Raw genomic sequence first — 23,798 nt, 5'->3', positions numbered from 1 at the left:
GCTGATCACCCGAACTCAGGCAAACAACATGTCGGTATTGCTCAGCAAGGTCGTCTGGCCAAGTAGCGTGATATTGCCACCGTGAGCGCTATCGCCGGCGGTGTCGAAAGTCACAACCAGCCCGTTGTCTTGCAGCGTTTGCGTCACAGCCTTGGTAGAAGCCGTCCAGCCGTAGATATACAGGGTGTCTTCACCTTGTTTGAAGTCCTGGATGGTGTCTGAGCCAGATCCTGCGTTGAACACGAAAACGTCTCGCCCATTTCCGCCAGTCAACAGGTCATTGCCGGTGCCTCCGACGATGAAGTCGCTGCCGTTTCCTCCAGCCAACACATCGTTGCCATCCTGACCGTACAGCGAGCAGTTTGCATCCGAGTGAGACTGGATGATGTCATTGCCGCTGTTTAATCCACTGGTACTGCCAGCCAGTTCTGCGCCAAGCGTACCGGTGTAGAGGATTTTGTCTGCCGCATTGCCACCGTAGATTTTATCGGCGTACCCGGAGCCAGGGTTGCCAGCGACGACGGTGGTATTGAAGTCTTTGAGTGGGGCGGCGTTGAAAACAAATGTAGCGTCTTTGGCGGTGAGCAGTGTCGTACGGCCTTCAAGCAACATCCCGCCATCAAAACGCGAGTCGCCATCTGTGTCATAACGAAGATAGACGCCGTCCGCGGTCACTTTCTGGTCGACCCTGAAGTTGAACTCTTTTTCCGAAATTTGCGTACGACCTGAACCACCGGTACCGCTAACGCCGAGGAAAACCAGTTGGTCGGCACCTACGCCGAAACTGTCGATGGTGTCGTTGAAGCCGTCGCCCTTCGAAAACGCGTACTGGTCTGCACCGTAACCGCCAGACATGTAGTCATCACCAGTGCCGCCGACCAGAAGATCTGCCAATTGCCCGCCAATCAGGACGTCATTGCCCTCATTACCGTAAAGTTGGCCGCCGGAAAAACGTAGCGCGAGTGTGTCATCGCCCGCTCCACCGATGAGCGTGGCGAACACCGGGCTGAGTGAGCTGCCATCATATGAAATGAAGTCAGCGCTCGAAGTGCCAGTGATCGTGGCTCTCCCGTTGTTGGTGACGGCGTTGCTATCGGTAAAATGCGTGGAGGTCAGCTTGTTGACACCGCTGTCTACCGTATAGTCAAAAACTCCGCTCAGAGAATTGGCAATGCTGGCCAGTAAGGTATCGCTCAGGCTGTCATTACTGGTATAGAGTTTATGCTCCGTAGTAATAATTTGCGCTGCATAGAGATTAGCCAGGCGCAAGGCTTCTGCGCCTGTCTCTGACCATCCGGATTCAGTTGCATTATTAGGGATGAAATATTCAACGTCGTCTGCGTTCATCATGTCTTTGACACCAACACGCTCGCCCGTTCGAACGTCGGTGTAATAGACGTTATAGTCCGCGTCCTGAATTTCCCATTTGTCGGTAGTTGTATTAAAAATTTCAAGGTACGTATGTCCCTGAAAGAATCCCTGGGAGTCTGAATACGTCCAAATGGTGCGTTTTTGCAGGCCTAGCTCCGCGCAGAGGCCGCTGAATACGTTAACCATATTGCCGCACAGAAGTTCTGCGCGTTCGGCAGTCGGGTCGCCTGTGACGGTCTTGTAAATTTGCTCGGCGGTATAGAAAGGGTCATTGCCGTGGGCAGCCCACCAGGCTCCATCCGAGTGAGTTGTATTGGTGGCCAATAATTCGCGGGCGACGTCTTGCAGCAACGCACCGGTTGCAGCCGCTTCTTCCCGGACGATATCGGCGATTAAAGAAAAATAATTGATCAAAAGTGACTCCATATTGATTGGGTGGCCGCTCCCGATACCCGAATCGTTCTGCAAACGGCGTTGCTGGCCAAAGTTTCACATATGTTACAGTTCTTTGGGCGGTATGTTAAAGAACCATTATCAGCCATAGCGTAATTATAAGTCTTCAGAGAGTAAGGGCGAGCGCTGCTCGTCGATTGCATTGCACTGCCGGAATACTGGCGATTTCATTCTGCAGGTGTTGCTCAGGTGGTACACTCGCGCGCCCCGCAATCCCCGATCAACACACCAGGTTGTCAGTTCCGAGATGATACGCAGTACACCCGAAAACAGCCTGCAAGTAGCCCTGAGGGCCTGCAGGAGCAGCTTCATATCGGTGGGTTTTTTCAGTCTGTTCATCAATGCACTGATGTTGGTCCCGACCTTCTACATGCTTCAGGTCTACGGGCGGGTCGTCACGGGCGGCAGCCTGACGACGCTGGCCATGTTGACCATTATCCTGACCTTCCTGCTCGTGACGATGGGCCTGCTGGAGTGGGTACGCTCGCGGATCATGGTTCGTGTCAGCACCAGGCTCGACGTGCTGCTTGGCCGTGATGTCTACAGGGCCAGTTTCAAACGGGCCTTGGACAGCGGTGGCATGGATGCGTCGGCCCAGTCGCTCAGCGACCTGACCGGGCTGCGCCAGTTCATGTCAGGGAACGGTATGTTCGCGTTTTTTGATGCTCCGTGGTTGCCGATCTATATCGCAGTGCTGTTCCTGTTTCACCCCTGGTATGGCTGGACGGCAATCGGTTGTGCGGTGGTTTTGCTGGCGCTGGCCAGTATCAATGAGCAATCCACGGGCAAAGTTCTGGCGGAGGCCAACAAGCAGAGCATTGGTGCGACACTGCACACCACCAAGAACTTGCGCAACGCCGAAGTGATCGAGTCCATGGGCATGCTTGACTCCCTCATGTCACGCTGGAGTCTGCGTCAAAAGAACGTGCTGTTGTTGCAGTCCCGAGCCAGCGATCGCAGCGGGATCATCACATCGATATCAAAGACTTTCCGTCTGCTCGTTCAATCACTGATTCTTGGCCTTGGCGCTTATCTGGCGGTCAGTCATGAGATCAGCCCCGGGCTGGTGATCGCAGGTTCCGTGCTGTTGGGGCGAGCGCTGGCGCCGCTGGACTTGATGATCGGCAGTTGGAAAGGATTCATTGCTGCCCGCTCACAATACGCACGCCTGAACAGCGTTCTCGACCAGCAAAGTGCCGAGCCGGAGCGGATGCAATTGCCCGCTCCAATCGGACATGTGACGGTAGAGAACCTCACGCTGGGAGCTCCGGGATCAAGGACCCCGATCATCAAAGGTATCGGTTTCAACGCGCCGGCAGGCGCCATGATCGGTGTTGTCGGACCAAGCGCCTCGGGCAAGTCGACGCTTGGCAAGGCCTTGATGGGCGTGTGGAAACCACAGCTTGGGGTCGTTCGTCTGGATGCCGCCGATATTGCCAATTGGGACAGAAGCCAATTGGGGCCGCACCTCGGGTATTTGCCGCAAGACATTGAATTGTTCGAAGGCACTATCAGCGACAACATCGCGCGTTTTGGTGTCGTTGATCCGGATAAAGTGGTGCTGGCGGCCAGGACCGCCAGTGTCCACGAAATGATTCTGATGCTGCCCAATGGCTACGATACGGTCATTGGCGAGGGGGGCATCAATCTGTCGGGTGGGCAACGTCAGCGTATCGGGCTGGCCCGGGCACTCTATGGCAGCCCGCGGCTTATCGTTCTGGATGAGCCGAATGCTCACCTGGACGAGATCGGTGAACGTGCGCTGGCGTTGGCGCTGCAACAGTTGAAACTCACGGGGGCGACGGTCTTCGTCATCGCCCACCGGACCTCGATCCTGGCCCAGCTCGACCGCTTGCTGGTGATGAACGCCGGCACCATCAGCCTGTATGGCCCGCGGGATCAGGTCCTCGCGCAACTCAATACGCCTCAATTGGCCGCCCAGCAAAAGCCGGCTGCCCGGGCCGGCACAGACGTCGCGTCGACCGACGTTTGACAGGAAACTCTCGATGAACCGTACGCTCGCTACTCCTGCCGATACTTTCGCAGATCTGCCCACGTCCGACATATCTATACGCCGAACAGGATTTTTCATTGTACTGGTGACGTTCGGCCTGTTCGGCGGGTGGGCGACGTTTGCCCCACTCGACGGTGCGGCCTACGCGCCGGGCGTCGTTACCGTGCAAACGTATCGCAAGACGGTGCAGCATCTGGAGGGCGGCATCGTCAAGGACCTGCTTGCCCATGACGGCGATGTCGTAAAGAAGGGCGACCCGATCATCGTGCTCGATGACGCTCAACTGCGCTCCGAATACGAGATGACCCGTAGCCAGTTGATTGCTGCCAGGACGGCGGAGGCGCGCTTGCTCGCCGAGCGGGATAACCTTCCGACAATTGCCTTCCCGAGCGATGTCAATTCCGACAGTCAGCGCAGTGATGAGGCGCGTTTCGGCGAGACGCAGGTGTTCAACGCGCGGCGTAGCTCGCGACTTGGGCAAATCTCGGTCCTGCAAGAGCGTATTGGTCAGTTGAATCAGCAAATCAAGGGAACCGACACCATGATCGGTACCAAGACCAGCTTGCAGGAATCCTACAGCGGCGAAATTGCCGAGTTGAAAGAGTTGCTGGCCCAGGGTTTTGTCGACAAACAGCGGATGCTGGAACAGGCGCGCAAGCTGGACTTGCTCAAGTCTGAAGTGGCGGATCACCGCTCGACAAACATCAAGACCAGGTTGCAGATCAACGAAACCCAGTTGCAGATCCTGCAGATCGACAAGGACTTCAACGCCGACGTTACCAAGCAGTTGGCAGAGACCCAGACCAAGGCCTACGACCTGCAGGAAAAAGCCTCGGCGCTGGAAGATCGCCTGAGCAGGGTGATTATTCGCGCTCCGGAAGACGGGATGGTGATTGGCATGACGGTTCACACCATCGGTGGCGTTGTGCGACCCGCTACGCCCTTGCTGGATATCGTTCCATCCGTTTCCGACCTGGTGGTCGAGGCGCAGGTCTCGCCCAATGACATCGACCGAATCGCTATCGGCAAGTTGGCGGACATTCGCTTCAGCGCCTTTAACACGGCCACGACACCTGTCATCGAAGGTCGAGTGACGAGTGTATCCGGCGATCGTTTGATCAACGAGAAAACCAGTGCACCGTACTACCTGGCGCGCATCAGTGTGACGGGGGAGGGCGCGCGGAAGCTGGGAGATCGCAAGCTGTTGGCGGGCATGCCGGCAGACGTATTGATCAACACCGGAGAGCGCACCATGCTGCAATACTTGATGCAGCCGGCACGTGACGTTATCGCCCAGTCAATGATCGAGGAGTGATCGTGCGTCTGTTTCCCTGCCTGGTTTTGGGTTCGATGGCATTGCCTGTCCATGCTGCTGAAGTGCCCACCGCCCGACCCTATATCACTACGCCGCAAACAGCTTCGGTCAGTAAACAGAGCTACTCGGTCGACTTGATGCAGTTGTACCGCGAATCGCGCCTGGAGGACCCTCGGGTGATCTCCTCTTACTCCAAGGCTCAATCCGGGGTCGAGCAGCAAAACCAGGCGTTTGGCAGTCTGTTGCCTTCGGTGACGGCCAACGCGGGTTTCAACCGGATCAAACAGTCCAACCTTCAAATCGACGAGGCCTACGACAGTCGCAATTATTCGGTGGGGTTGACCCAGCCGTTGTATAACAAGGCTGCCTGGGAAAACTACCAGCGCTATAAAAGCCTGGCCAAGCAGGCTGACTCCGAATCAAAAGAGGCTCAGGCCGAGGCCACGGTGGATCTTGCGCAGCGATATTTCGCTGCGCTGGCTGCCGATGATGAACTTGAATTGGTGCGGGCCGAACGCAGGGCTACCCAGAAGAACCTCGACAGGGTCAGTGCGCTTTACAGCAAACAATTGGCGATGGTTACCGATTTGCTGGATCTCCAGGCCCGAGTCGATTCGCTGGCTGCCCAGGAAGTCGAAGCGCGTAACCAGTCCAGCCTGAGCCGTGTTGCGTTGTCGGAAATTATCGGACGACCGGTCAAAGAGAAGCTGAGTCGTGTGCGTAATGACGTCGAATTGAAGGTGTCCGCCGAAAGCCTGGAGAGTTGGGTCAATTTGGCGATCGCCGACAACCCGGCGATCAAGGCCAGTGAAAATGCACAGGAAGCAGCAGAGGCTGCCCTGCGCGAAGGTAAGGGCGGGCACTATCCCACGGTCAATCTGAACCTGAGTGCGCAGCAGAGCAACGAAGGCTACAACAATTCGTTGGCGCCACAGACCGACAGCTATGTCGCGGGTGTGGGAGTACAGATACCGATCTATAGCGGTGGCACGACGTCCGCGCGGGTAAGGCAGCTGTATCAGGATCAGCTCACCGCAGAACAGCAATTGATAGCGACGCGTCGGCAAGTGGTCAAGGAAACGACAAACGCGTATTTGACTGCAGACTCAAGCGTGGAAAAGATCCACGCCAGCCGCAATGCATTGGCCTCGGCCGAGCAATCGCGCATTGCGGCTGAAAAAGCATTTACCTATGGCGTGGTTAATGCCGTGGATGTCTTGACCGCTGTGCAGAACGAATTCAAAGCACGTCGCGATCTGCTCAAGACTCAATACGACTTTATAACCAACCTTTTTATCCTGAATCGCTGGGCCGGAAAGTTGTCGGAAGAAAGTGTCGAAAACGTCAATCTCTGGTTGAGTGGAAATGATCAAGCGATCACTTCACCAGAGACGCTGCGGGAGTAAGTTGTCGTCCGTCAAGCGCTCTTTGCGTAGCGGGACTGACAAGCTGTATTGTCAAAAAAGCGCTGTTGGTATTTTTGGGGGGATACAGGATGGTACTAAAGCCATTGGTCAAGTCGGGCTGCGCTTGAAGAGCAAGCGCAGCCCTCGACAATTAACGACGTGATGAATGCAGAGACAGTACGGCGCGACGAATGATGGCGACACCCAGGCCGAGCATGAATCCAAAGATCAGGCCAAATCCAACGATCAGGGCTTTCTTCGGTTTTATAGGCGCTTGAGGTTCCGTCGCATCTTTATCAACATTGACCAGTTTTAACTGATCGAAGTTTACATTCAGTTGCTTCAGATGAGTCAACTCACCGCTGATGTCCGCGAAGTCCTTGAGAAACAGTTCAGGATGATTCCGCTCCTTGAGAAGTGCTGCTTCGCGGTTGGTGGCCAGCAGGCTGAGCTCTTTTTGAATCTCATCAATACGTGGCTCGGTGAAGTCATCGGAATGACGAGCTACCAAGGTGGCACGCTCTGCTTCCAGTGCCGCTTGTCCCAGGAAATACAAAGGTATTTTCTGGTTGTTGACTTCCGTGCGGATCATGTTGCCCTGATGTGCTTGCTCTCCATCTCCCAGCGCCGAAGGTGTGGTGGGTTTTACAATTCCGAGTTTCTTGGCGATGACGATGGCTTCATCAAGTTCTTTGATGCGGTTTTGTCTGCGGCTTTGCAGTTGTTGACGCAGTGCTTTGAGTTCGTCTTGAAGTACTTGCTTTTTTAGCTGATCTTTTTCCAGCAAGTGAGCAATTTTGGAGTCTTTCTCTGCCTCATAAGCGGACTTTTTTGACTCCAGCTTCTTTTCAGCCTGGTCGATGCGGTTGGCAATCAATATTTTTAAGTTTAAAGCAACTTTTTCCTTTTCGCCTTTGACAACGAAGTCGGTAAAGTCTCTCAAGATGCCTACGCCATCTACACCCTGAGGATATCTGAGGCTAAGGCCAACGGCTTCGGAAAGGCTGGAGCTCTTTTTAGGGTCAATTTTCTCAAGCGAAAATGCTCTTTCGTTGAACGTCTCAAATGCGCTCTCAATGGATTGCCCAGGTGCCTGCAATGGCGCAAGGTACTGCGGATTGGCCTGGAAGAACTTCAGGCGGACATCATAAGACTGCATTGATGAGCCGATGATATTCAGTGCGTCTTTTGGCAAGAGCTTGTAAAGCCCGGACTCATTCAACTCATCCAGGTCTGCCAGAGGGACAGGCCGGACAGTGGTTTCAACTTCATATTCCGGAGTTGCCAACAGGGCATAAGCAATAGCGGCGGTAACAGTTAGTGCAGTAAACAATAAAATAATTGCTCTTTGATCCCAAAGGCTACCGATAAGCTCCTTTACTTCAACGACTTCCTGTCGGGGGGTATCAATAGTGTTTACTGGAATGTTCATTACGCGCTCTAAAAAATTGGACAGACTCTCCAAACTATGTCTGGAAATTGCCGTCATCTAGGTTAGAAAACTTTACATTTTGTTAAATTTTTTGGATTTTCCAGCATTTGTTAACAAACAGCAAGGGCGGGGAACTGTCACGGATGCGAGCGCAGTCGCGGCTCAGACATCGCCTTGAAGGCCCTATCGTCAGGCCCCCGTCTCTCTGTGACCGTTGAAAGCGCTTTGTTGATTCGCCCCACCGTTTATCGGTCGGCTCGCAATACCGTTCGCTCCATTCCACAGGCTCGTCGCGGTTTCATGTTCATTCTGGGGCTACTCTCCATTCTGGCCTGGGTTACTGACGAGAACCTTCCGTTACTCGGCTAATTAAAAATTACGGGTATCATATTTTAATAGGATTATGGTTATAATAAAATCCGCTTGCGCCGAAGTGCTTTCGCGTCAGGCGTCCTTCAGCATTCTCCAGGAGCACCGTCATGAATTCAGTTCAGTCCCAAGGCACGGCCCTCGTCACCGGCGCTTCTTCAGGTATCGGGGCGGTTTACGCTGAGCGGTTGGCAGCCCGTGGTTTTGATTTGTTGCTGGTGGCTCGCGACGAGCCGCGGCTGGAGGCGGCAGCGAGTAAGCTGCGCTCCGAGCATGGGATCAAGGTCGAAGTGCTGAAGGCGGATCTCACCCAGAAGGAAGACGTGCTGCAACTCGAACAGCGGTTACGCAGCGATTCGAGTATCAGCCTGTTGCTCAATAACGCCGGTGTGGCGGCGGACGGGCTGTTGGCCAATGCCGATACCAATCAACTGGAGCGAATGATTCAGTTGAATATCACTGCTGTCACGCGATTGGCCTCGGCGGCTGCGGCCAGCTTTACCAAGGCCGGGCGCGGCACGATCATCAATATCGCATCGGTGGTGGCATTGTTTCCCGAGCGTTTCAACGCGACATACAGCGCCAGCAAGGCCTACGTATTGAGCTTGACTCAATCGTTGAACGCAGAGCTGGATGGCACCGGAGTGAAGATCCAGGCGGTGCTGCCGGGTGTGACACGAACCGAGATCTGGGAGCGCTCCGGTATCGATGCTTCACAAATTCCAGCGGAAATGGTGATGGAGGCGGGTGAGATGGTCGATGCCGCATTGTCGGGCCTGGATCAGGGTGAATTGATCACCATTCCTTCGTTGCCCGATGCGGCGGATTGGGATGCGTTCGTGGCGGCGCGTCATGTAATGGCGCCTAACCTTTCCAGAAGCAAGGCCGCTGCCCGTTATCGGTAAGCGCCATCAATCGGCTTGAGGTGTATTTGGTATGAGTGATCGTCGAGTAGTTGTAACGGGCATGGGCCTGGTGTCACCGCTGGGGAGCGGTGTCGAAGCGGTCTGGGCGCGGCTGTTGGCCGGGCGTTCCGGGCTGCGCAATTTACCGCAAGAGGTGGTTGCCGATCTGCCGGCCAAGGTTGGCGGTGCAGTGCCTGCTCTGGCTGACGATCCGGAGGCGGGGTTTGATCCGGACCGGGCAACCTCACCCAAGGAGCAGAAGAAGATGGACCGCTTCATCCTGTTCGCCATGGAAGCGGCGCGTCAGGCACTGGAGCAAGCCGGCTGGCAAGCGCTGGATGCCAATGCCCAGGAGCGCACGGCCACCATCATCGGTTCAGGTGTAGGTGGTTTCGGCGCGATTGCCGAGGCGGTTCGCACCACCGATAGCCGTGGTCCGAGACGTTTGTCTCCATTCACTATCCCTTCATTTCTGGTCAACCTCGCGGCAGGTCATGTATCGATCCAGCATGGTTTCAAGGGGCCATTAGGCGCGCCGGTCACGGCATGCGCCGCCGGGGTTCAGGCGATCGGTGACGCGGCGCGGCTGATCCGTACGGGGGAGGCGGATATCGCGGTGTGCGGCGGTGCGGAAGCGGCGATCGATCGGGTCAGCCTTGCCGGGTTTGCGGCTGCTCGCGCCTTGTCCAGCGCTTACAACGAAACGCCTGAGCGCGCTTCGCGACCGTTCGACAGTGGTCGAGATGGATTTGTCATGGGAGAAGGGGCCGGGCTGCTGGTCATCGAGTCTCTGGACCATGCACTGGCCCGGGGTGCACACCCGCTGGCGGAGCTGGTCGGCTACGGCACCAGCGCCGATGCCTTTCACCTGACCGCCGGCCCCGAGGACGGCAGCGGTGCGCGGCGAGCGATGTCGTTGGCGTTGGCACAAGCAGGTGTTTCACCGGCTCAGGTTCAGCATCTGAATGCGCATGCAACCTCGACTCCGGTGGGGGATCTGGGAGAGCTGGCGGCGATCAAGGCATTGTTCGGCGCGCAAAACGGCATCGCCGTGACGTCGACCAAGTCGGCGACCGGGCATTTGCTCGGTGCAGCGGGTGGACTCGAAGCGATCTTTACGCTGCTGGCGATCCGCGACCAGATCGTGCCGGCGACCCTCAACTTCGAAAACCCGGACCCTGCCGCTGAAGGCGTGGACATCGTTCATGGCAATGCTCGGCCGATGGCCATCGAATACGCATTGTCCAACGGCTTCGGATTTGGCGGGGTCAATGCCAGTGTGCTGTTCAAGCGTTGGCAGGGTTAATCCTGCGAGTGTTTGAGGTGTTCGCGTGCGACGTCGAGAATCCGTTGGGCAAATTCGGCGTCGGCAACGCTACGCGATAACAGCAAGGCGCCGACCAGCGTAGACATGATCACAATGCTGCGCTCGGCGCTCCGCTCTCCGTCAAGGGTGTGCTGGATCTGATCGAGTCGCGCCTGGAGCACGACATCGCTGGTTGGACTCGGTTGACCACGCAGTCCCAGTTCCGAAGAAATGGTCAACAGCGGGCAGCCTTCCTGAGGTGAGGTTTGATGCCATTCGGACAGATAAGCGTCGATGAAGGATTCGAGTGGATGCTCTTCGGCGAAGATTTGCGCGCACAACTCGTCGACTTGTGCGCCAGCCTCTTGCAAGGCTTTCTCTACCAGTTCGTCTTTGGACTTGAAGTGCGAGTAAAAGCCACCGTGGGTCAAGCCCAGTGCTTTCATCAGGGGTTGCAGCCCGGTCGCGCCGATACCATCGCGTCGAAATCGCGCTGAAGCTTCTTTGATTATGCGTTGGTGGGTCTGGGCTTTATGGTCCTGCGAGTAACGCATCTGATATCTCCGCATCAATGCGGACATATTAACCAATGAAAATTGCATGGTGACTGTACTTCTACTTCTAAAAAACATGCAGATGCTTCGATATGGGTCAAAAGCGGCATGATTTCAGGTGCTTTCACACAAAAACAAACCCCGCCGTTTCAGGCGGGGTTTTCAGTCAGCGGTCCTGCGCTTCCTTGGCGTCCATTTCCGCATTGCGTTCGGCGACGCGCTTACGTTGCTCTTCGGTCAATTCGACCTTGTTGGCGGTGTCGCGCAGCATCATCAGACCACCAACGATCGAGCCGATGGCAACGACCAGAATCAACCAGGCATACCAGGGCATAGGACTCTCCTTGAAAGCAGGCGGGTTGGCGAGGGTTCGCCAACCGATCGTGCATACCACTTTGAGTGATGGGGTTTTGTCGCAGTTCCATCGCTATTACCCCCATTCTATGCCTGTTGTTCAAGGTTCACTCGAACGCTTTCAATGTCCGGTCAACATCGCATCCGCCGGTGCGTCGGCGCGCAATTGCGCGGTGAGCATGAAGTGCAGGAAACCGGCCGCCATGAAGCCCAGGAAGATCAGGCCGATCACCGTGTTGAACCAGGCCATCGCCACCAGGCACACCACCGCCAGCATCAGTGCAATGAACGGCACCAGCGGGTAGCACGGGGCGCGGAAGGTGCGCTCCAGGTTCGGCTCGGTTTTACGCAGTTTGAACAGGCTGAGCATGCTCATGATGTACATCACGATGGCGCCGAACACGGCCATGGTGATCATCGCGGCGGTCAGTGTCATGCCGCCGAGGTTGATCAGGCCGTCGCTGTAGATGGCTGCAATGCCGATCACACCGCCGGCGACGATTGCCCGGTGCGGGGTTTGAAAGCGCGACAATCTGGCCAGGGACGCCGGCAGGTAACCGGCCCGGGCGAGTGCGAAGAACTGCCGCGAGTAGCCGAGGATGATCCCGTGGAAACTCGCCACCAGGCCGAACAGGCCGATCCACACCAGCATGTGCAGCCAGCCCGAGCTTTCGCCGACCACGGTTTTCATTGCCTGCGGCAGCGGGTCGTTGATGTTCGACAGGGTGCGCCAGTCACCGACACCACCGGCGAAGAACATCACACCCATCGCCAGCAGCACAAGGGTCAGAATACCGCTGATGTAAGCCTTGGGAATCGTGCGTTTCGGGTCCTTGGCTTCTTCGGCGGCCATGGCTGCGCCTTCGATGGCGAGGAAGAACCAGATGGCAAAGGGGATGGCCGCGAACATCCCGGCAATCGCCGGGGCGCCGAACACGTCGGAGCCGGCCCAGCCATTAAGCGCGAAGTTGCTGAAGCTGAATGCCGGGGCGACCACGCCCATGAACACCAGCAATTCAGCGACCGCCAACACGCAGACCACCAGTTCGAAGGTCGCCGCCAGTTTCACGCCGAGGATGTTGAGGCCCATGAATACGAGGTAGGCACCGACTGCCGCGTGTTTCGGGTCCAGGGCAGGAAACTGGACATTTAGGTAGGCGCCGATGGCCAGGGCAATCGCCGGTGGGGCGAAGACGAATTCGATCAGTGTCGCCAGCCCGGCGATCAAACCGCCTTTCTCGCCAAAGGCGCGACGACTGTAGGCAAAGGGACCGCCAGCGTGAGGAATGGCGGTGGTCAGTTCGGTGAAGCTGAAAATGAAGCAGGTGTACATGGTGGCGACCATGAACGAAGTCACCAGAAAGCCCAAGGTTCCGGCCACGCCCCAGCCATAGCTCCAGCCGAAATACTCTCCGGAAATCACCAGCCCGACCGCAATGCCCCACAGGTGCAAGGTGCCCAGCGTGGGTTTGAGTTGTGTGTTCATGGGTTTGCTCCCTGAGTGGTTTGGAAAGCTCAGGGGAGGCCAGTGCAGTGGGCGTGCCATTTCGCGATTGCACGTCGTAATGGGCTGAAAGCTGTCGTATCGGGGATGTTCGCCACTGGATGCGCGAATATTGTGCGTCAGTCAGGGGCGCGCCGGTTTCAAATGCGGCTTTCGCGAGCAAGCCCGCATACCCGCTCCCCACACCGCTGCAACGCGCAGGTTTGGTATTTCAATGCCGGCGCGGGCAGCGGTTGATATTCAGGCTTGCAGATTGAGGCACTCGCGCAACGCCGTTTGCCAGTCTGGTTGGCTGACCCCCCAGTCGCGTTGCAAGCGACTGCAATCCAGGCGCGAGTTGAGCGGTCGGGCTGCGGGTGTCGGGTAGTCGCTGGACGGGATCGGTAACAGGTCGGCGCAGGGCTTGCCCTGTTGTCGCAGCGCTTCACCGATCGCCTGGGCGAAGCCGAACCAGGAGGTCTCACCTTGAGCGCTCAGGTGATAAGTACCCCAGTTGGTAACCTGACTCGTCTGCCAGCGTTCAATCAGGGCAAGGGTGCTATTGGCGATTGTACCGGCCCATGTAGGAGCGCCGATTTGATCGGCGACTACACGTAACTCAGGTTTCTCTTGCAGCAGACGTTGCATCGTCAGCAGAAAGTTGCGGCCATGAGTCGAGTAGACCCAGCTGGTACGCAGAATCAGATGTTTACCTTGCACGTCCCTGATGGCCTGTTCACCGGCCAGCTTGCTCTTGCCGTACACCCCGAGCGGATTGGGCGTGTCGTCCTCGTTGTAAGGTCCGGCTTTCATCCCGTCGAATACATAGTCCGTGGAGTAATGTATCAACGGGATGTCGAGAGCCCGCGCTTCTTCGGCAAGGATGCCGGGAGCTACGGCGTTAATGGCAAAGGCTGATTGCGGTTCACTTTCTGCCAGATCAACCGCTGTATGGGCCGCCGCGTTGATGATCAGATCGGGTCGAATGTTTTGCACTTGATGGCGAATCTGATCGGGCTGCGCGAGATCGAGCTGATCGCGACCCAATACGACCAGTTCGCCGACAGCCCCCAGCCGCTGTTGCAATTCATGTGAAACCTGACCGTGTCGGCCATTGATGAGTATTTTCACGGGAACAGTCCAGTCTCGTTACCGGGCGAATCGGGCTCGCACAGGTTCATTGCTCTTCCCCTGCCAGCTTGGCCAGGTACTGGCCATACCCGGTTTTGCCAAAGTACCGGGCGCGCTCCATCAACTGTTCGCGGTTGATCCAGGCGTTTTCATAGGCGATCTCTTCGAGACAGGCGACTTTGAGACCCTGGCGGTGTTCGATGGTCTGCACGTACTGAGAGGCTTCGAGCAAGCTATCGTGGGTGCCGGTGTCGAGCCAGGCGAATCCTCGACCAAAACGCTCGACCTGAAGATCGCCACGTTGCAGATAGGCATTGTTGACGTCTGTGATTTCCAGCTCGCCGCGTGGCGAAGGTTTCACCGCCTTGGCGATCTCGATCACATCGTTGTCGTAGAAGTACAGGCCGGTAACGGCATAACTGGATTTCGGCGCTTTCGGTTTTTCTTCGATCGAAAGGGCACGGCCATCGCTGTCGAAATCAATCACACCGAAGCGCTCGGGGTCCTTGACCCAGTAGCCGAACACGGTGGCGCCGGAGGTGCGTTTTGCCGCGTTCTGCAATTGTTCGCCAAAGTGTTGACCATGGAAGATGTTGTCGCCCAGGATCAGGCACACAGGGTCATCGCCAATGAACTCTTCGCCAATCAGAAAGGCCTGGGCCAGACCGTCCGGTGATGGCTGCTCGGCAAAGCTGAAATTCACCCCGAACTGGCTGCCGTCACCCAGCAGATTGCGATATTGGGGCAGATCCTGCGGGGTGGAGATCAGCAGAATATCCTTGATGCCGGCCAGCATCAGCACCGAGATCGGATAGTAGATCATTGGCTTGTCGTAGACCGGCAACAGCTGTTTCGACACTCCAAGCGTAATCGGGTGCAGGCGCGTGCCCGAGCCACCCGCCAAAACGATGCCTTTCATCATGCGAGCAGCTCCTTGGGATTGATGGCGCCAAGGCGTTCGCCCTGATAGCTGCCGTCTTGAACGCGGCGGCACCATTCCAGATTGTCCAGGTACCATTGAACGGTTTTGCGCAGGCCGGTTTCGAAGGTCTCTTCGGGCACCCAGCCCAGTTCGCGTTCAATCTTGCTGGCGTCGATTGCGTAACGCAGGTCATGCCCAGGGCGATCCTGGACGAACGTGATCAGGTCGGCGTAATGCGCAACGCCCTCGGGCTTGTGCGGTGCCAATTCTTCGAGCAGGGCGCAGATGCCACGCACCACGTCGATGTTCTTTTGTTCGTTATGCCCGCCGATGTTGTAAGTCTCGCCGACGGTGCCGGTGGTCACCACTTTGAGCAGCGCACGGGCGTGATCCTCGACGAACAGCCAGTCGCGAACCTGCAGGCCATTGCCATACACCGGCAGCGGCTTGCCGGCCAACGCATTGAGGATGACCAGCGGAATCAATTTCTCGGGGAAGTGGAACGGCCCGTAATTGTTCGAGCAATTGGTCAGCAGCACCGGCAAGCCATAGGTCCGTTGCCAGGCGCGGACCAGGTGGTCGGACGCTGCCTTGCTGGCGGAGTAGGGCGAGCTCGGCGCGTAGGGCGTCGTTTCCGTGAACAGATCATCGACACCGTGCAGGTCGCCGTAAACCTCGTCAGTGGAAATGTGATGAAAGCGGAAGGCGCTTTTCTCAGGTTCCGGGAGGGCTTGCCAATAGGCTCGGGCGGCTTCTAGCAGGCTGTAGGTGCCGACAATGTTGGTCTGGATGAATTCCGATGGCCCGTCGATGGAACGATCGACGTGGGATTCCGCTGCCAGGTGCATGATCGCGTGAGGCTGAAAGCGCGCGAGCACTGCACTGACGGTCGCCTGATCGACAATATCGGCCTGAACGAACTCGTAGCGAGTGTCGTTGGCAATGCTGGTCAGCGACTCGAGATTGCCGGCATACGTCAGTTTGTCCAGGTTGAGCACTTCATGCTCAGTGTGTTGAATCAGCTCGCGGACAAGGGCCGAGCCTATGAAACCGGCTCCGCCGGTAATTAGGATACGCACGTTGGGCCAGCCTTTTTCAGTAATGCGAATAGAGGTAGCTTGCAGGCGCAAGCGGGGAGGTGCAAGAGATCCTGACCCCAATCGGTTGCGTCGCGTCATTTGGGCCGGATTATCCATGACTTGCAACCAGCACTCACTACTCTCGCGCACAATTTAACGCTCTACGTACGACACTCCCGGTTTTTTCCGTGCTGGAACGCCTTCCCGCACCCTGTAACCCCCGCGTAAACCCACTCTTTACGCTTTCTTTATGCCCTGCGGGCACCCTCGATCTCGTTCCTTTACAGCCTCCTTTCCGACAATGACTCCACACGCGGCAATACGCCGTAACACGGAGAACTTCCATGAGCGTTCTGGACGGGGTGTCGCTGCTGCTGGCAGTGGGGCTGTTCATTTATCTGTTTGTTGCGCTGCTGCGCGCGGACCGGAACTAGGAGCGGCTATGCACAGTTATGACTATTGGCTGATCCTCGGTTTTTTTGCCCTGGTTTTGGTCCCGGCGCCGTTTCTCGGGCGCTTCTACTACAAGGTGATGGAAGGGCAGCGCACCTGGCTGACGCCGATTCTCGGTCCGGTCGAACGTGGTTGTTATCGTCTGGCCGGCGTCGATCCGCAAGCCGAACAGAGCTGGCAGAAATACGCCCTGGCCTTGATTGCCTTCAACCTCGCGGGTTTCCTGCTGCTGTTCACGATCCTGTTGTTCCAGGACCACCTGCCGCTCAACCCGCAGAACCTGCCGGGTCAGGAGTGGACGCTGGCGTTCAACACCGCCGTCAGCTTCATGACCAACACCAACTGGCAGGCCTACAGCGGCGAAGCGTCCCTGAGCTACTTGAGCCAGATGGCTGGCCTCACCGTGCAGAACTTCGTCAGCGCCGCCACCGGTCTGGCGGTACTGGTCGCGTTGTGTCGCGGCATCGGCCGCAAATCCACCCGGACTCTGGGCAACTTCTGGGTCGACATGACCCGTGCCACCCTCTACGGCTTGCTGCCGCTGTGCCTGCTGCTGGCGCTGTACCTGGTCTGGCAGGGCGTGCCGCAAACTTTCTCGCAGTACGTGAATACAGTGACTATGCAGGGTGTTGACCAAGTGATTCCGCTGGGACCGGCTGCCAGTCAGATTGCCATCAAGCAATTGGGCACCAATGGTGGTGGCTTCTTCGGCGTGAACTCGGCGCATCCGTTCGAGAACCCGACGGCGTGGAGCAACCTGTTCGAAGTGGCCTCGATCATCCTGATCCCGGTGGCACTGGTGTTCACCTTCGGTCACTACGTAAAGGACCTGCGTCAGAGTCGCGCGATCATCGCCTGCATGCTGGCGCTGTTCCTGATCGGCGGCGCGACCTCGCTGTGGGCTGAATACCAACCTAACCCTGCCTTGAACAACGTCGCTGTCGAGCAGACCGCGCCGCTGGAAGGCAAGGAAGCGCGTTTCGGCACCACCGCCACCGTGCTCTGGTCGGTGACCACCACGTCCGCGTCGAACGGTTCGGTAAACGGCATGCACGACAGCCTCAACCCACTGAGCGGCATGGTGGCCCTGGTCAACATGATGGTCGGCGAAGTGATCTTCGGCGGCGTTGGCGCAGGGCTCTACGGCATGTTGCTCAACGTGCTGATCGCGGTGTTCCTCGCCGGCCTGATGATCGGTCGTACTCCGGAATACCTCGGCAAGAAACTGCAAGCCAGGGAAGTGCAATTGCTGGTGGTGACCCTGATGGTCATGCCGATTGGCGTACTGGTGCTCGGCGCGATCGCCGCCAGCCTGCCAGGCCCAGTGGCTGCGGTGAGCAACCCTGGGCCTCACGGATTCAGTCAGATGCTCTACGCCTACACCTCGGCCAGTGCCAACAACGGTTCCGCTTTCGCTGGCTTTGGCGCCAATACCCCCTTCCACAACCTGATGCTGGGCCTGGGCATGTTGATCGGTCGCTTCGGCTACATCCTCCCGGTCCTGGCCCTGGCCGGCAGCCTGGCGCTGAAGAAAACCGCTCCGATCGGGCAGAACAGCTTCCCGACCCACGGCCCGCTATTCGTGACCCTGCTGACCGTGACCATTTTGCTGGTGGGTGGATTGACCTTCCTGCCGACTTTGGCACTGGGTCCAATCGCTGAACATCTGGGTATGGCTGCTTTTGGGTTAAAGAGCTAAGGAGCTGATGATGAATATGCCCGTAACCAAAACCGTCGCCGTCAAGGCGCTGGAGCAACCGAAAACCGCGATCTCGGCCCTGTGGCGCCCGGCGCTGCTGCAAGCTTTCGTCAAACTCGACCCACGGCAGTTGCAGCGTGCGCCGGTGATGCTGGTGGTCGAACTGACGGCGATCCTGACCACCGTGCTGTGCTTCATTCCCGACACCGCAGTGCCGACTTTCGTCGCCGCGCAAATCGCTGTGTGGCTGTGGTTCACCGTCCTGTTCGCCAACTTCGCCGAGGCCCTGGCCGAAGGTCGCGGCAAGGCCCGCGCCGACAGCCTCAAGGCCGGCAGTGAAGGCTTGAGCGCCCGGCGCAAGACCGGCAACGGCAGCTTTCAGGTGGTGCCCGCCGCCAACCTGCGCAAGGGCGATGTGGTGCGCGTCGAAGCCGGGGAGATGATCCCCGGTGACGGCGAGGTGATCGAAGGCATCGCGGCAGTCAACGAAGCGGCGATTACCGGTGAATCGGCCCCCGTGATTCGCGAGTCCGGTGGCGACCGTTCGGCCGTCACCGGCAACACGCGGCTGGTGTCCGACTGGCTGCTGGTGAAGATTACCGCCAACCCCGGTGAGTCGACCCTGGACCGCATGATCGCCCTGGTCGAAGGCGCCAAGCGCCAGAAAACCCCGAACGAAGTGGCGCTCGATATTCTGCTGATCGGCCTGACCCTGATCTTCCTGCTGGTTGTGGTGACCCTGCAACCGTTCGCCCACTTCGCCAACGGCAGCCTGCCGCTGGTGTTCCTGGTGGCGCTGTTGGTCACGTTGATTCCGACCACCATCGGCGGCTTGCTGTCGGCCATCGGTATCGCCGGTATGGATCGCCTGGTGCGCCTGAACGTGATCGCCAAGTCCGGTCGTGCGGTGGAAGCGGCGGGGGACGTGCACGTCCTGCTGCTGGACAAGACCGGCACCATCACCTTCGGTAACCGTCGTTGCTCGGCGGTGTATGCCGCGCCTGGCGTGACAGCCGGGGAGTTGGCCGAAGGCGCGTTGCTGGCCTCGCTGGCCGACGACACTGCGGAAGGCAAGTCGATCGTCGAGTACCTGCGCGGCACCCATCCGCAACCGGAACCGTCCGCTGAGGTGCTGACAGCCGTGCCATTCAGTGCCGAAACCCGCTTGTCCGGTGTCGACTATCAGGGGCGCGTGTACCGCAAGGGCGCGGTGGATTCGTTGCTGGCGTTCGTTGGTCTCAAGCGTGCTGACCTGGCACCGGCCCTGTCCCGTGAAATCGACAAGATCGCCCAAAGCGGCGGCACCCCCTTGCTGGTGTGTGCCGACGGCAAGTTGCTCGGGGCGATCCACCTCAAGGACGTGGTCAAGCCCGGTATCCGCGAGCGTTTCGCCGAGTTGCGCAAACTGGGGATCCGCACCGTCATGGTCACCGGCGACAACCCATTGACCGCCGCTGCCATCGCCGCTGAGGCGGGTGTGGACGATGTGTTGGCCGAAGCCACGCCGGAGAAAAAACTGGCGCGCATTCGTCACGAGCAAAACGACGGTCGTCTGGTCGCCATGTGCGGCGACGGCGCCAACGACGCTCCGGCCCTGGCCCAGGCGGACGTCGGCATGGCGATGAACGACGGCACGCAGGCGGCCCGTGAAGCGGCCAACATGGTCGACCTCGACAGCGACCCGACCAAGCTGCTGGACGTGGTGCAGATCGGCAAGGAGTTGCTGGTCACCCGCGGTGCGCTGACGACCTTTTCCATCGCCAACGATGTGGCCAAGTATTTCGCAATCCTGCCGGCGCTGTTCGCCGCGATCTACCCGCAACTGGGCGTGCTCAATGTGATGCACCTGAGCAGCCCGCAGAGCGCGATTCTCTCGGCGATCGTGTTTAACGCCCTGATCATTGTGGTGCTGATTCCGCTGGCGCTGCGCGGTGTGCGGGTTCACGCGGCGAGTGCGGCAGCGTTGTTGCGGCGCAATCTGCTGATCTACGGCCTGGGTGGGATTCTGGTGCCGTTCGTGGGGATCAAGGCGATCGACATGCTGTTGACGGCGTTGCATCTGGTTTGACTGAACCCCCCCCTGTAGGAGCGAGCTCGCTCGCGATGGTGGTTAACGATAACGCGCCCTTTCTGACAAAGCGTGGCGCCTTCAGATCCATCGCGAGCAAGCTCGCTCCTACAGGTTTTTCCTGTGAATTCGAGGATTTTCAAATGTCCACATTGATACGCCCGGCCCTGAGCCTGCTGGTCCTGATGACGCTGATCACCGGCGTCGCTTATCCACTGGTGGTCACCGGCGTGGCCCAGGTCGCGTTCCCGGATCAGGCCAACGGCAGCCTAGTGCGGGATGCCGAGGGCAAGGTCCGCGGGTCCTCTCTGATCGCTCAGGATTTCGTTGGCGACGCCTGGTTCCACCCGCGTCCTTCGGCCGGTGCCTTTGCCACCGTGTCGAGCAGTGCCAGCAACCTGTCGCCGAGCAACCCGGCGCTGGCGATACGGGTGACCGACGATGCCAGCAAACTGCTGGTGCCAAGCCAGGGACCGGTGCCATTGGCGCTGGTCACTACGTCCGGCAGCGGTCTCGATCCGCACTTGCCACCGGCGGCGATTGCCTATCAACTGGCGCGTGTCGCGACGGCGCGCAATCTGCCGGTAGCGACCCTGCAACAACTGCTGGACGCCCACACCGAGCAGCCATTGGTAGGCCCGCCGGTGGTGAATGTGCTTGAGTTGAATCGGGCGCTGGAAAAACTGTAAATCAGCGGCGCTGCCAATCGCGGGCAAGCCCGCTCTCACATTGGAGTGCGTACACCTGTGGGAGCGGGCTTGCTCGCGAAGACTGCAGAACAGTCACTACATCAATCCAGGTAAAAAGAGACCCCAAGCATGAGCAACTCCGGCCGCGCCGACGCGCTGTTAGCAGACCTGCCCCGCGATGGCCGTGGCCGGCTCAAAGTGTTTCTCGGTGCCGCGCCGGGTGTCGGCAAGACCTACGCCATGCTGCAAGCGGCCCATACCCAGTTACGCCAAGGGGTGAAAGTCATTGCCGGCGTCGTCGAAACCCACGGCCGGGCCGAAACCGAAGCACTGCTCGGCGGCTTGTCGCAGCAGCCGTTGGTACGCTCCGAGTACCGTGGCGTGTTGCTCGAAGAAATGGACCTCGACGGTCTGCTCCTCGCCAAACCCAAGCTGGTGCTGGTCGACGAACTGGCGCACACCAACGCACCCGGCAGTCGTCACGAAAAACGCTGGCAGGACATTCAGGAACTGCTCGCCGCCGGCATCGATGTGTACACCACGGTCAACGTCCAGCATCTGGAAAGCCTCAACGATCAGGTGCGCGGCATCACCGGCGTGCAGGTCCGCGAAACCCTGCCGGACTGGGTATTGCAGGAAGCCTACGAACTGCTGCTGATCGACTTGCCACCACGGGAACTGCTGGAGCGATTGCGCGATGGCAAGGTCTATGTGCCGGAGCAGGCGCGGGCGGCCATCGATGCGTTCTTTTCCCAGACCAACCTGACGGCCCTGCGCGAACTGGCGATGCAAACCGCGGCGGCTCAAGTCGATAACGATCTGGCCCAAGGGTATCGTCAGTTGGGGCAAGCGGCGCCGGCCGTGCGCGGGCGTTTGCTGGTAGGGGTCGACGGCGATGCCCAGGCCGAGCGCCTGGTGCGTCATGCCAGTCGCGTGGCCCAGCGGCGGCACTTGCCCTGGAGCCTGGTGCACGTGGACAACGGCAGCGTTCGTGATGAGCAGTCCCGCCTGCGCCTGCAAAGCGCCCAGCAACTGGCCGAGCGCCTGGGCGGCGAAGTGGTGTTGCTGCGCGCCGGTGAAGTGGCGAAAACCTTGATCCAGCATGCCGCCGAACGCCGCGCCAGCCTGGTGCTGGTGGGCCAGTCCCGGCCGCGTTTGCGCCGACGTCTGTTCGGTGGCGGGCTGGCGGCGCGTCTGCTGCGTAATGCGCGCGGGCTGGAAATCAACGTTCTCGACAGCGATCACCAACCGCATCAACCCCATCAGCGGTCGATGCATTCACTGGTCTGGTTCGACTACGCATTGGCCGTGGTGGCGACGATTTTGGCCAGCGCTCTGGCCTGGGCGGTGGCGAGCGTACTGCCACTGCCGAACATCTCCCTGGTGTTCCTTGCGGCGGTATTGCTGGTGGCGGTGCGCAGCAGTCTCGGGCCGGCACTGGCCTGTGCGGTGCTGTCGTTTCTGACCTATGACTTCCTGTTCATTCCGCCGAACTTCTCTTTCAGCATCCAGCGCGAAGAAGACGTGCTGACCTTACTGTTTTTCCTGCTGATGGCGGCCCTCACCGGCAACCTCGCGGCGCGCCAGCGCAGGCAATTGCAGGCACTGCGCGATACCCAGGAAGAGACCACCGAACTGCTCGACCTGTCACGCAAACTGACCGCCGCCACCGACCGCCAGGCCGTGGTCAGCGCGGCTGCCCAGCACCTCAACGGTTGGAGCGACGTGCAACTGTGCCTGCTCAATCGCGACGGGCAAAACGGCTGGAAAGTCGAAACCGGTGGCCCGCTGGAGTTCACCGAAGCTGAGCGCGCCGCCGCCGATTGGGCCTGGCAGCACGATCAACCCGCGGGTGCGGGCACCGGCACCTTGCCGTTCGGCCGCTGGTGGTGGTGGCCGTTATCGGTGGAAGACGGCCCGCTGGCGTTGCTCGGCGTGTGCGCCAGGGAAGGCCAGGCCCTGAGCGGCCAACGCCGACGCTTGTTGACCGCGCTGACCCAACCGCTGGCCCAGGCGCTGGCCCGGGCGCAACTGGCCGATGATCTGGAAGCGGCTCGGCTGCACGGCGAAACCGAGCAACTGCGCAGCGCCTTGCTGGCATCGGTGTCCCACGATTTACGCACACCGTTGACATCCATGCGCGGCAGTATCGATAGCCTGCTGGCCCTGGGTGAAGCGATCCCGCTGGAGGATCGACGTGAACTGCTCGAAGGCACCCGCGATGAAGCCGAGCGCCTCGACCGCTACATTCAAAATCTGCTCGACATGACCCGGCTCGGCCACGGTGCCCTGAAGCTGGCGCGGGACTGGGTATCGCCGGCAGACATCGTCGGCAGTGCGCTCAACCGTCTGCGGACAGTCCTTGCGCCGTTGCAGGTCAGCACCGACGTGCCGGCGGAGTTACCGTTGCTGTTCGTGCATGCCGCACTGATCGAACAGGCACTGATCAACGTGATGGAAAACGCCGCGCGGTTTTCGCCACCCCACGGGCGTTTGCAATTGTGCGCAGGGGCTGATGACAGTGAGCTGTTTTTCTCGGTCAGCGACGAGGGCCCGGGGATTCCGGAGGAGGATCGGGCGAAGATTTTCGACATGTTCTATACCGCGGCGCGGGGTGATCGCGGCGGGCAGGGTACCGGGCTGGGGCTGGCGATTTGTCAGGGCATGGTCGGTGCCCATGGCGGGCATATCAGCGTCGCCGACGGCATCGAGGGGCGCGGCACCTGCATCACGTTGCACCTGCCGCTACAGGCTCAGCCGGGATACGAAAGTGAAGCCTGATCGCGCTTGCGCTA

The 23,798-nt window shown here is 58.9% G+C and carries 18 protein-coding genes; 10 read left to right on the top strand and 8 right to left on the bottom strand.

Annotation, left to right across the window (positions count from 1 at the left end; genetic code table 11):
• Positions 1 to 15 precede the first annotated feature (15 nt).
• On the bottom strand, positions 16 to 1,785 hold the full coding sequence (locus PSJE_RS31935; RefSeq protein ID WP_090457115.1) for a calcium-binding protein: 1,770 nt from the start codon (positions 1,783 to 1,785) through the stop codon (positions 16 to 18).
• A 289-nt stretch (positions 1,786 to 2,074) separates the two neighbouring features.
• Here PSJE_RS31935 and PSJE_RS09785 point away from each other — a divergent pair, with 289 nt between their 5' ends.
• From PSJE_RS09785 to PSJE_RS09775, 3 genes are read left to right on the top strand one after another with little or no spacing between them, the layout of a single operon-like run.
• A complete protein-coding gene (locus tag PSJE_RS09785; RefSeq protein ID WP_090457971.1) occupies positions 2,075 to 3,817 on the top strand; it encodes a type I secretion system permease/ATPase in 1,743 nt (580 codons plus the stop codon).
• A 13-nt stretch (positions 3,818 to 3,830) separates the two neighbouring features.
• Positions 3,831 to 5,153, top strand: a complete 1,323-nt coding sequence (locus PSJE_RS09780; protein WP_090457113.1) for an HlyD family type I secretion periplasmic adaptor subunit — start codon at positions 3,831 to 3,833, stop codon at positions 5,151 to 5,153.
• Positions 5,154 to 5,188: 35 nt separating this feature from the next.
• Positions 5,189 to 6,559, top strand: coding sequence for a TolC family outer membrane protein (locus PSJE_RS09775; protein ID WP_090457969.1), 1,371 nt, complete (start codon positions 5,189 to 5,191; stop codon positions 6,557 to 6,559).
• Positions 6,560 to 6,710: 151 nt separating this feature from the next.
• Here PSJE_RS09775 and PSJE_RS09770 read toward each other — a convergent pair whose 3' ends face one another.
• Positions 6,711 to 7,991 carry a Wzz/FepE/Etk N-terminal domain-containing protein gene (locus PSJE_RS09770; RefSeq protein WP_090457111.1) on the bottom strand — a complete coding sequence of 427 codons (1,281 nt, stop codon included), beginning with the start codon at positions 7,989 to 7,991 and terminating at the stop codon, positions 6,711 to 6,713.
• A 479-nt stretch (positions 7,992 to 8,470) separates the two neighbouring features.
• Between PSJE_RS09770 and PSJE_RS09765 the strand changes: the two genes are divergently transcribed.
• Together PSJE_RS09765 and fabF are read left to right on the top strand one after the other, a co-directional pair.
• The gene (locus tag PSJE_RS09765) at positions 8,471 to 9,265 is read left to right on the top strand and encodes an SDR family NAD(P)-dependent oxidoreductase (RefSeq protein WP_090457109.1); all 795 of its coding nucleotides are present in this window, start codon (positions 8,471 to 8,473) and stop codon (positions 9,263 to 9,265) included.
• 31 nt (positions 9,266 to 9,296) lie between these two features.
• Positions 9,297 to 10,571, top strand: coding sequence for a beta-ketoacyl-ACP synthase II (gene fabF, locus PSJE_RS09760; RefSeq protein ID WP_090457107.1), 1,275 nt, complete (start codon positions 9,297 to 9,299; stop codon positions 10,569 to 10,571).
• On the opposite strand, the gene PSJE_RS09755 is transcribed toward fabF, so the two are convergent.
• The 6 genes from PSJE_RS09755 to rfbB all read right to left on the bottom strand — a co-directional run bounded on the left by PSJE_RS09755 (position 10,568) and on the right by rfbB (position 16,094).
• Positions 10,568 to 11,125 carry a TetR/AcrR family transcriptional regulator gene (locus tag PSJE_RS09755; protein WP_057713786.1) on the bottom strand — a complete coding sequence of 186 codons (558 nt, stop codon included), beginning with the start codon at positions 11,123 to 11,125 and terminating at the stop codon, positions 10,568 to 10,570. The genes fabF and PSJE_RS09755 overlap by 4 nt on opposite strands.
• Before the next feature lie 166 nt (positions 11,126 to 11,291).
• Positions 11,292 to 11,459, bottom strand: a complete 168-nt coding sequence (locus PSJE_RS09750; protein ID WP_079246726.1) for a DUF2897 family protein — start codon at positions 11,457 to 11,459, stop codon at positions 11,292 to 11,294.
• A 141-nt stretch (positions 11,460 to 11,600) separates the two neighbouring features.
• Positions 11,601 to 12,965, bottom strand: a complete 1,365-nt coding sequence (gene eat / locus PSJE_RS09745) for an ethanolamine permease (RefSeq protein ID WP_090457105.1) — start codon at positions 12,963 to 12,965, stop codon at positions 11,601 to 11,603.
• Positions 12,966 to 13,223: 258 nt separating this feature from the next.
• Positions 13,224 to 14,093: a dTDP-4-dehydrorhamnose reductase gene (gene rfbD / locus PSJE_RS09740; RefSeq protein WP_090457103.1), complete on the bottom strand. Its 870-nt coding sequence runs from the start codon at positions 14,091 to 14,093 to the stop codon at positions 13,224 to 13,226.
• Between the two features lie 46 nt (positions 14,094 to 14,139).
• Complete coding sequence (gene rfbA, locus PSJE_RS09735) at positions 14,140 to 15,015, bottom strand: glucose-1-phosphate thymidylyltransferase RfbA (protein ID WP_057713789.1); 876 nt, start codon at positions 15,013 to 15,015, stop codon at positions 14,140 to 14,142.
• A complete protein-coding gene (gene rfbB, locus PSJE_RS09730) occupies positions 15,012 to 16,094 on the bottom strand; it encodes a dTDP-glucose 4,6-dehydratase (RefSeq protein ID WP_057716576.1) in 1,083 nt (360 codons plus the stop codon). The genes rfbA and rfbB overlap by 4 nt, the downstream gene beginning before the upstream one ends.
• 344 nt (positions 16,095 to 16,438) lie before the next feature.
• On the opposite strand from rfbB, the gene kdpF reads away from it, so the two are divergent.
• The 5 genes from kdpF (at position 16,439) to PSJE_RS09705 (ending at position 23,784) form a co-directional block, all read left to right on the top strand.
• Positions 16,439 to 16,528, top strand: a complete 90-nt coding sequence (gene kdpF, locus PSJE_RS09725; protein ID WP_079246727.1) for a K(+)-transporting ATPase subunit F — start codon at positions 16,439 to 16,441, stop codon at positions 16,526 to 16,528.
• Positions 16,529 to 16,536: 8 nt separating this feature from the next.
• A complete protein-coding gene (gene kdpA, locus PSJE_RS09720; protein WP_090457101.1) occupies positions 16,537 to 18,246 on the top strand; it encodes a potassium-transporting ATPase subunit KdpA in 1,710 nt (569 codons plus the stop codon).
• A 10-nt stretch (positions 18,247 to 18,256) separates the two neighbouring features.
• Positions 18,257 to 20,314 (top strand): potassium-transporting ATPase subunit KdpB, encoded by a 2,058-nt coding sequence (gene kdpB, locus PSJE_RS09715; RefSeq protein ID WP_090457099.1) that lies wholly within the window; start codon positions 18,257 to 18,259, stop codon positions 20,312 to 20,314.
• Between the two features lie 143 nt (positions 20,315 to 20,457).
• Complete coding sequence (gene kdpC / locus PSJE_RS09710) at positions 20,458 to 21,003, top strand: potassium-transporting ATPase subunit KdpC (protein ID WP_090457097.1); 546 nt, start codon at positions 20,458 to 20,460, stop codon at positions 21,001 to 21,003.
• 129 nt (positions 21,004 to 21,132) lie between these two features.
• Positions 21,133 to 23,784 (top strand): sensor histidine kinase, encoded by a 2,652-nt coding sequence (locus PSJE_RS09705; RefSeq protein WP_090457095.1) that lies wholly within the window; start codon positions 21,133 to 21,135, stop codon positions 23,782 to 23,784.
• Positions 23,785 to 23,798 lie beyond the last annotated feature (14 nt).

It is taken from the genome of Pseudomonas jessenii, from assembly GCF_002236115.1.
GTDB lineage: Bacteria > Pseudomonadota > Gammaproteobacteria > Pseudomonadales > Pseudomonadaceae > Aquipseudomonas > Aquipseudomonas jessenii.
The sequence above is the reverse complement of the archived record's forward strand: the minus strand, read 5'-3'. Positions and strand labels throughout refer to the sequence as shown.

Coding starts and splice junctions, on each gene's coding strand:
- PSJE_RS09765 (WP_090457109.1), top strand. CDS start 8,471: ATGAATTCAGTTCAGTCCCAAGGCACGGCCCTCGTCACCGGCGCTTCT.
- PSJE_RS09755 (WP_057713786.1), bottom strand. CDS start 11,125: ATGCGTTACTCGCAGGACCATAAAGCCCAGACCCACCAACGCATAATC.
- kdpA (WP_090457101.1), top strand. CDS start 16,537: ATGCACAGTTATGACTATTGGCTGATCCTCGGTTTTTTTGCCCTGGTT.
- eat (WP_090457105.1), bottom strand. CDS start 12,965: ATGAACACACAACTCAAACCCACGCTGGGCACCTTGCACCTGTGGGGC.
- PSJE_RS09775 (WP_090457969.1), top strand. CDS start 5,189: ATGGCATTGCCTGTCCATGCTGCTGAAGTGCCCACCGCCCGACCCTAT.
- rfbA (WP_057713789.1), bottom strand. CDS start 15,015: ATGATGAAAGGCATCGTTTTGGCGGGTGGCTCGGGCACGCGCCTGCAC.
- PSJE_RS09705 (WP_090457095.1), top strand. CDS start 21,133: ATGAGCAACTCCGGCCGCGCCGACGCGCTGTTAGCAGACCTGCCCCGC.
- fabF (WP_090457107.1), top strand. CDS start 9,297: ATGAGTGATCGTCGAGTAGTTGTAACGGGCATGGGCCTGGTGTCACCG.
- kdpB (WP_090457099.1), top strand. CDS start 18,257: ATGAATATGCCCGTAACCAAAACCGTCGCCGTCAAGGCGCTGGAGCAA.
- kdpC (WP_090457097.1), top strand. CDS start 20,458: ATGTCCACATTGATACGCCCGGCCCTGAGCCTGCTGGTCCTGATGACG.
- PSJE_RS09770 (WP_090457111.1), bottom strand. CDS start 7,991: ATGAACATTCCAGTAAACACTATTGATACCCCCCGACAGGAAGTCGTT.
- kdpF (WP_079246727.1), top strand. CDS start 16,439: ATGAGCGTTCTGGACGGGGTGTCGCTGCTGCTGGCAGTGGGGCTGTTC.
- PSJE_RS09750 (WP_079246726.1), bottom strand. CDS start 11,459: ATGCCCTGGTATGCCTGGTTGATTCTGGTCGTTGCCATCGGCTCGATC.
- PSJE_RS09780 (WP_090457113.1), top strand. CDS start 3,831: ATGAACCGTACGCTCGCTACTCCTGCCGATACTTTCGCAGATCTGCCC.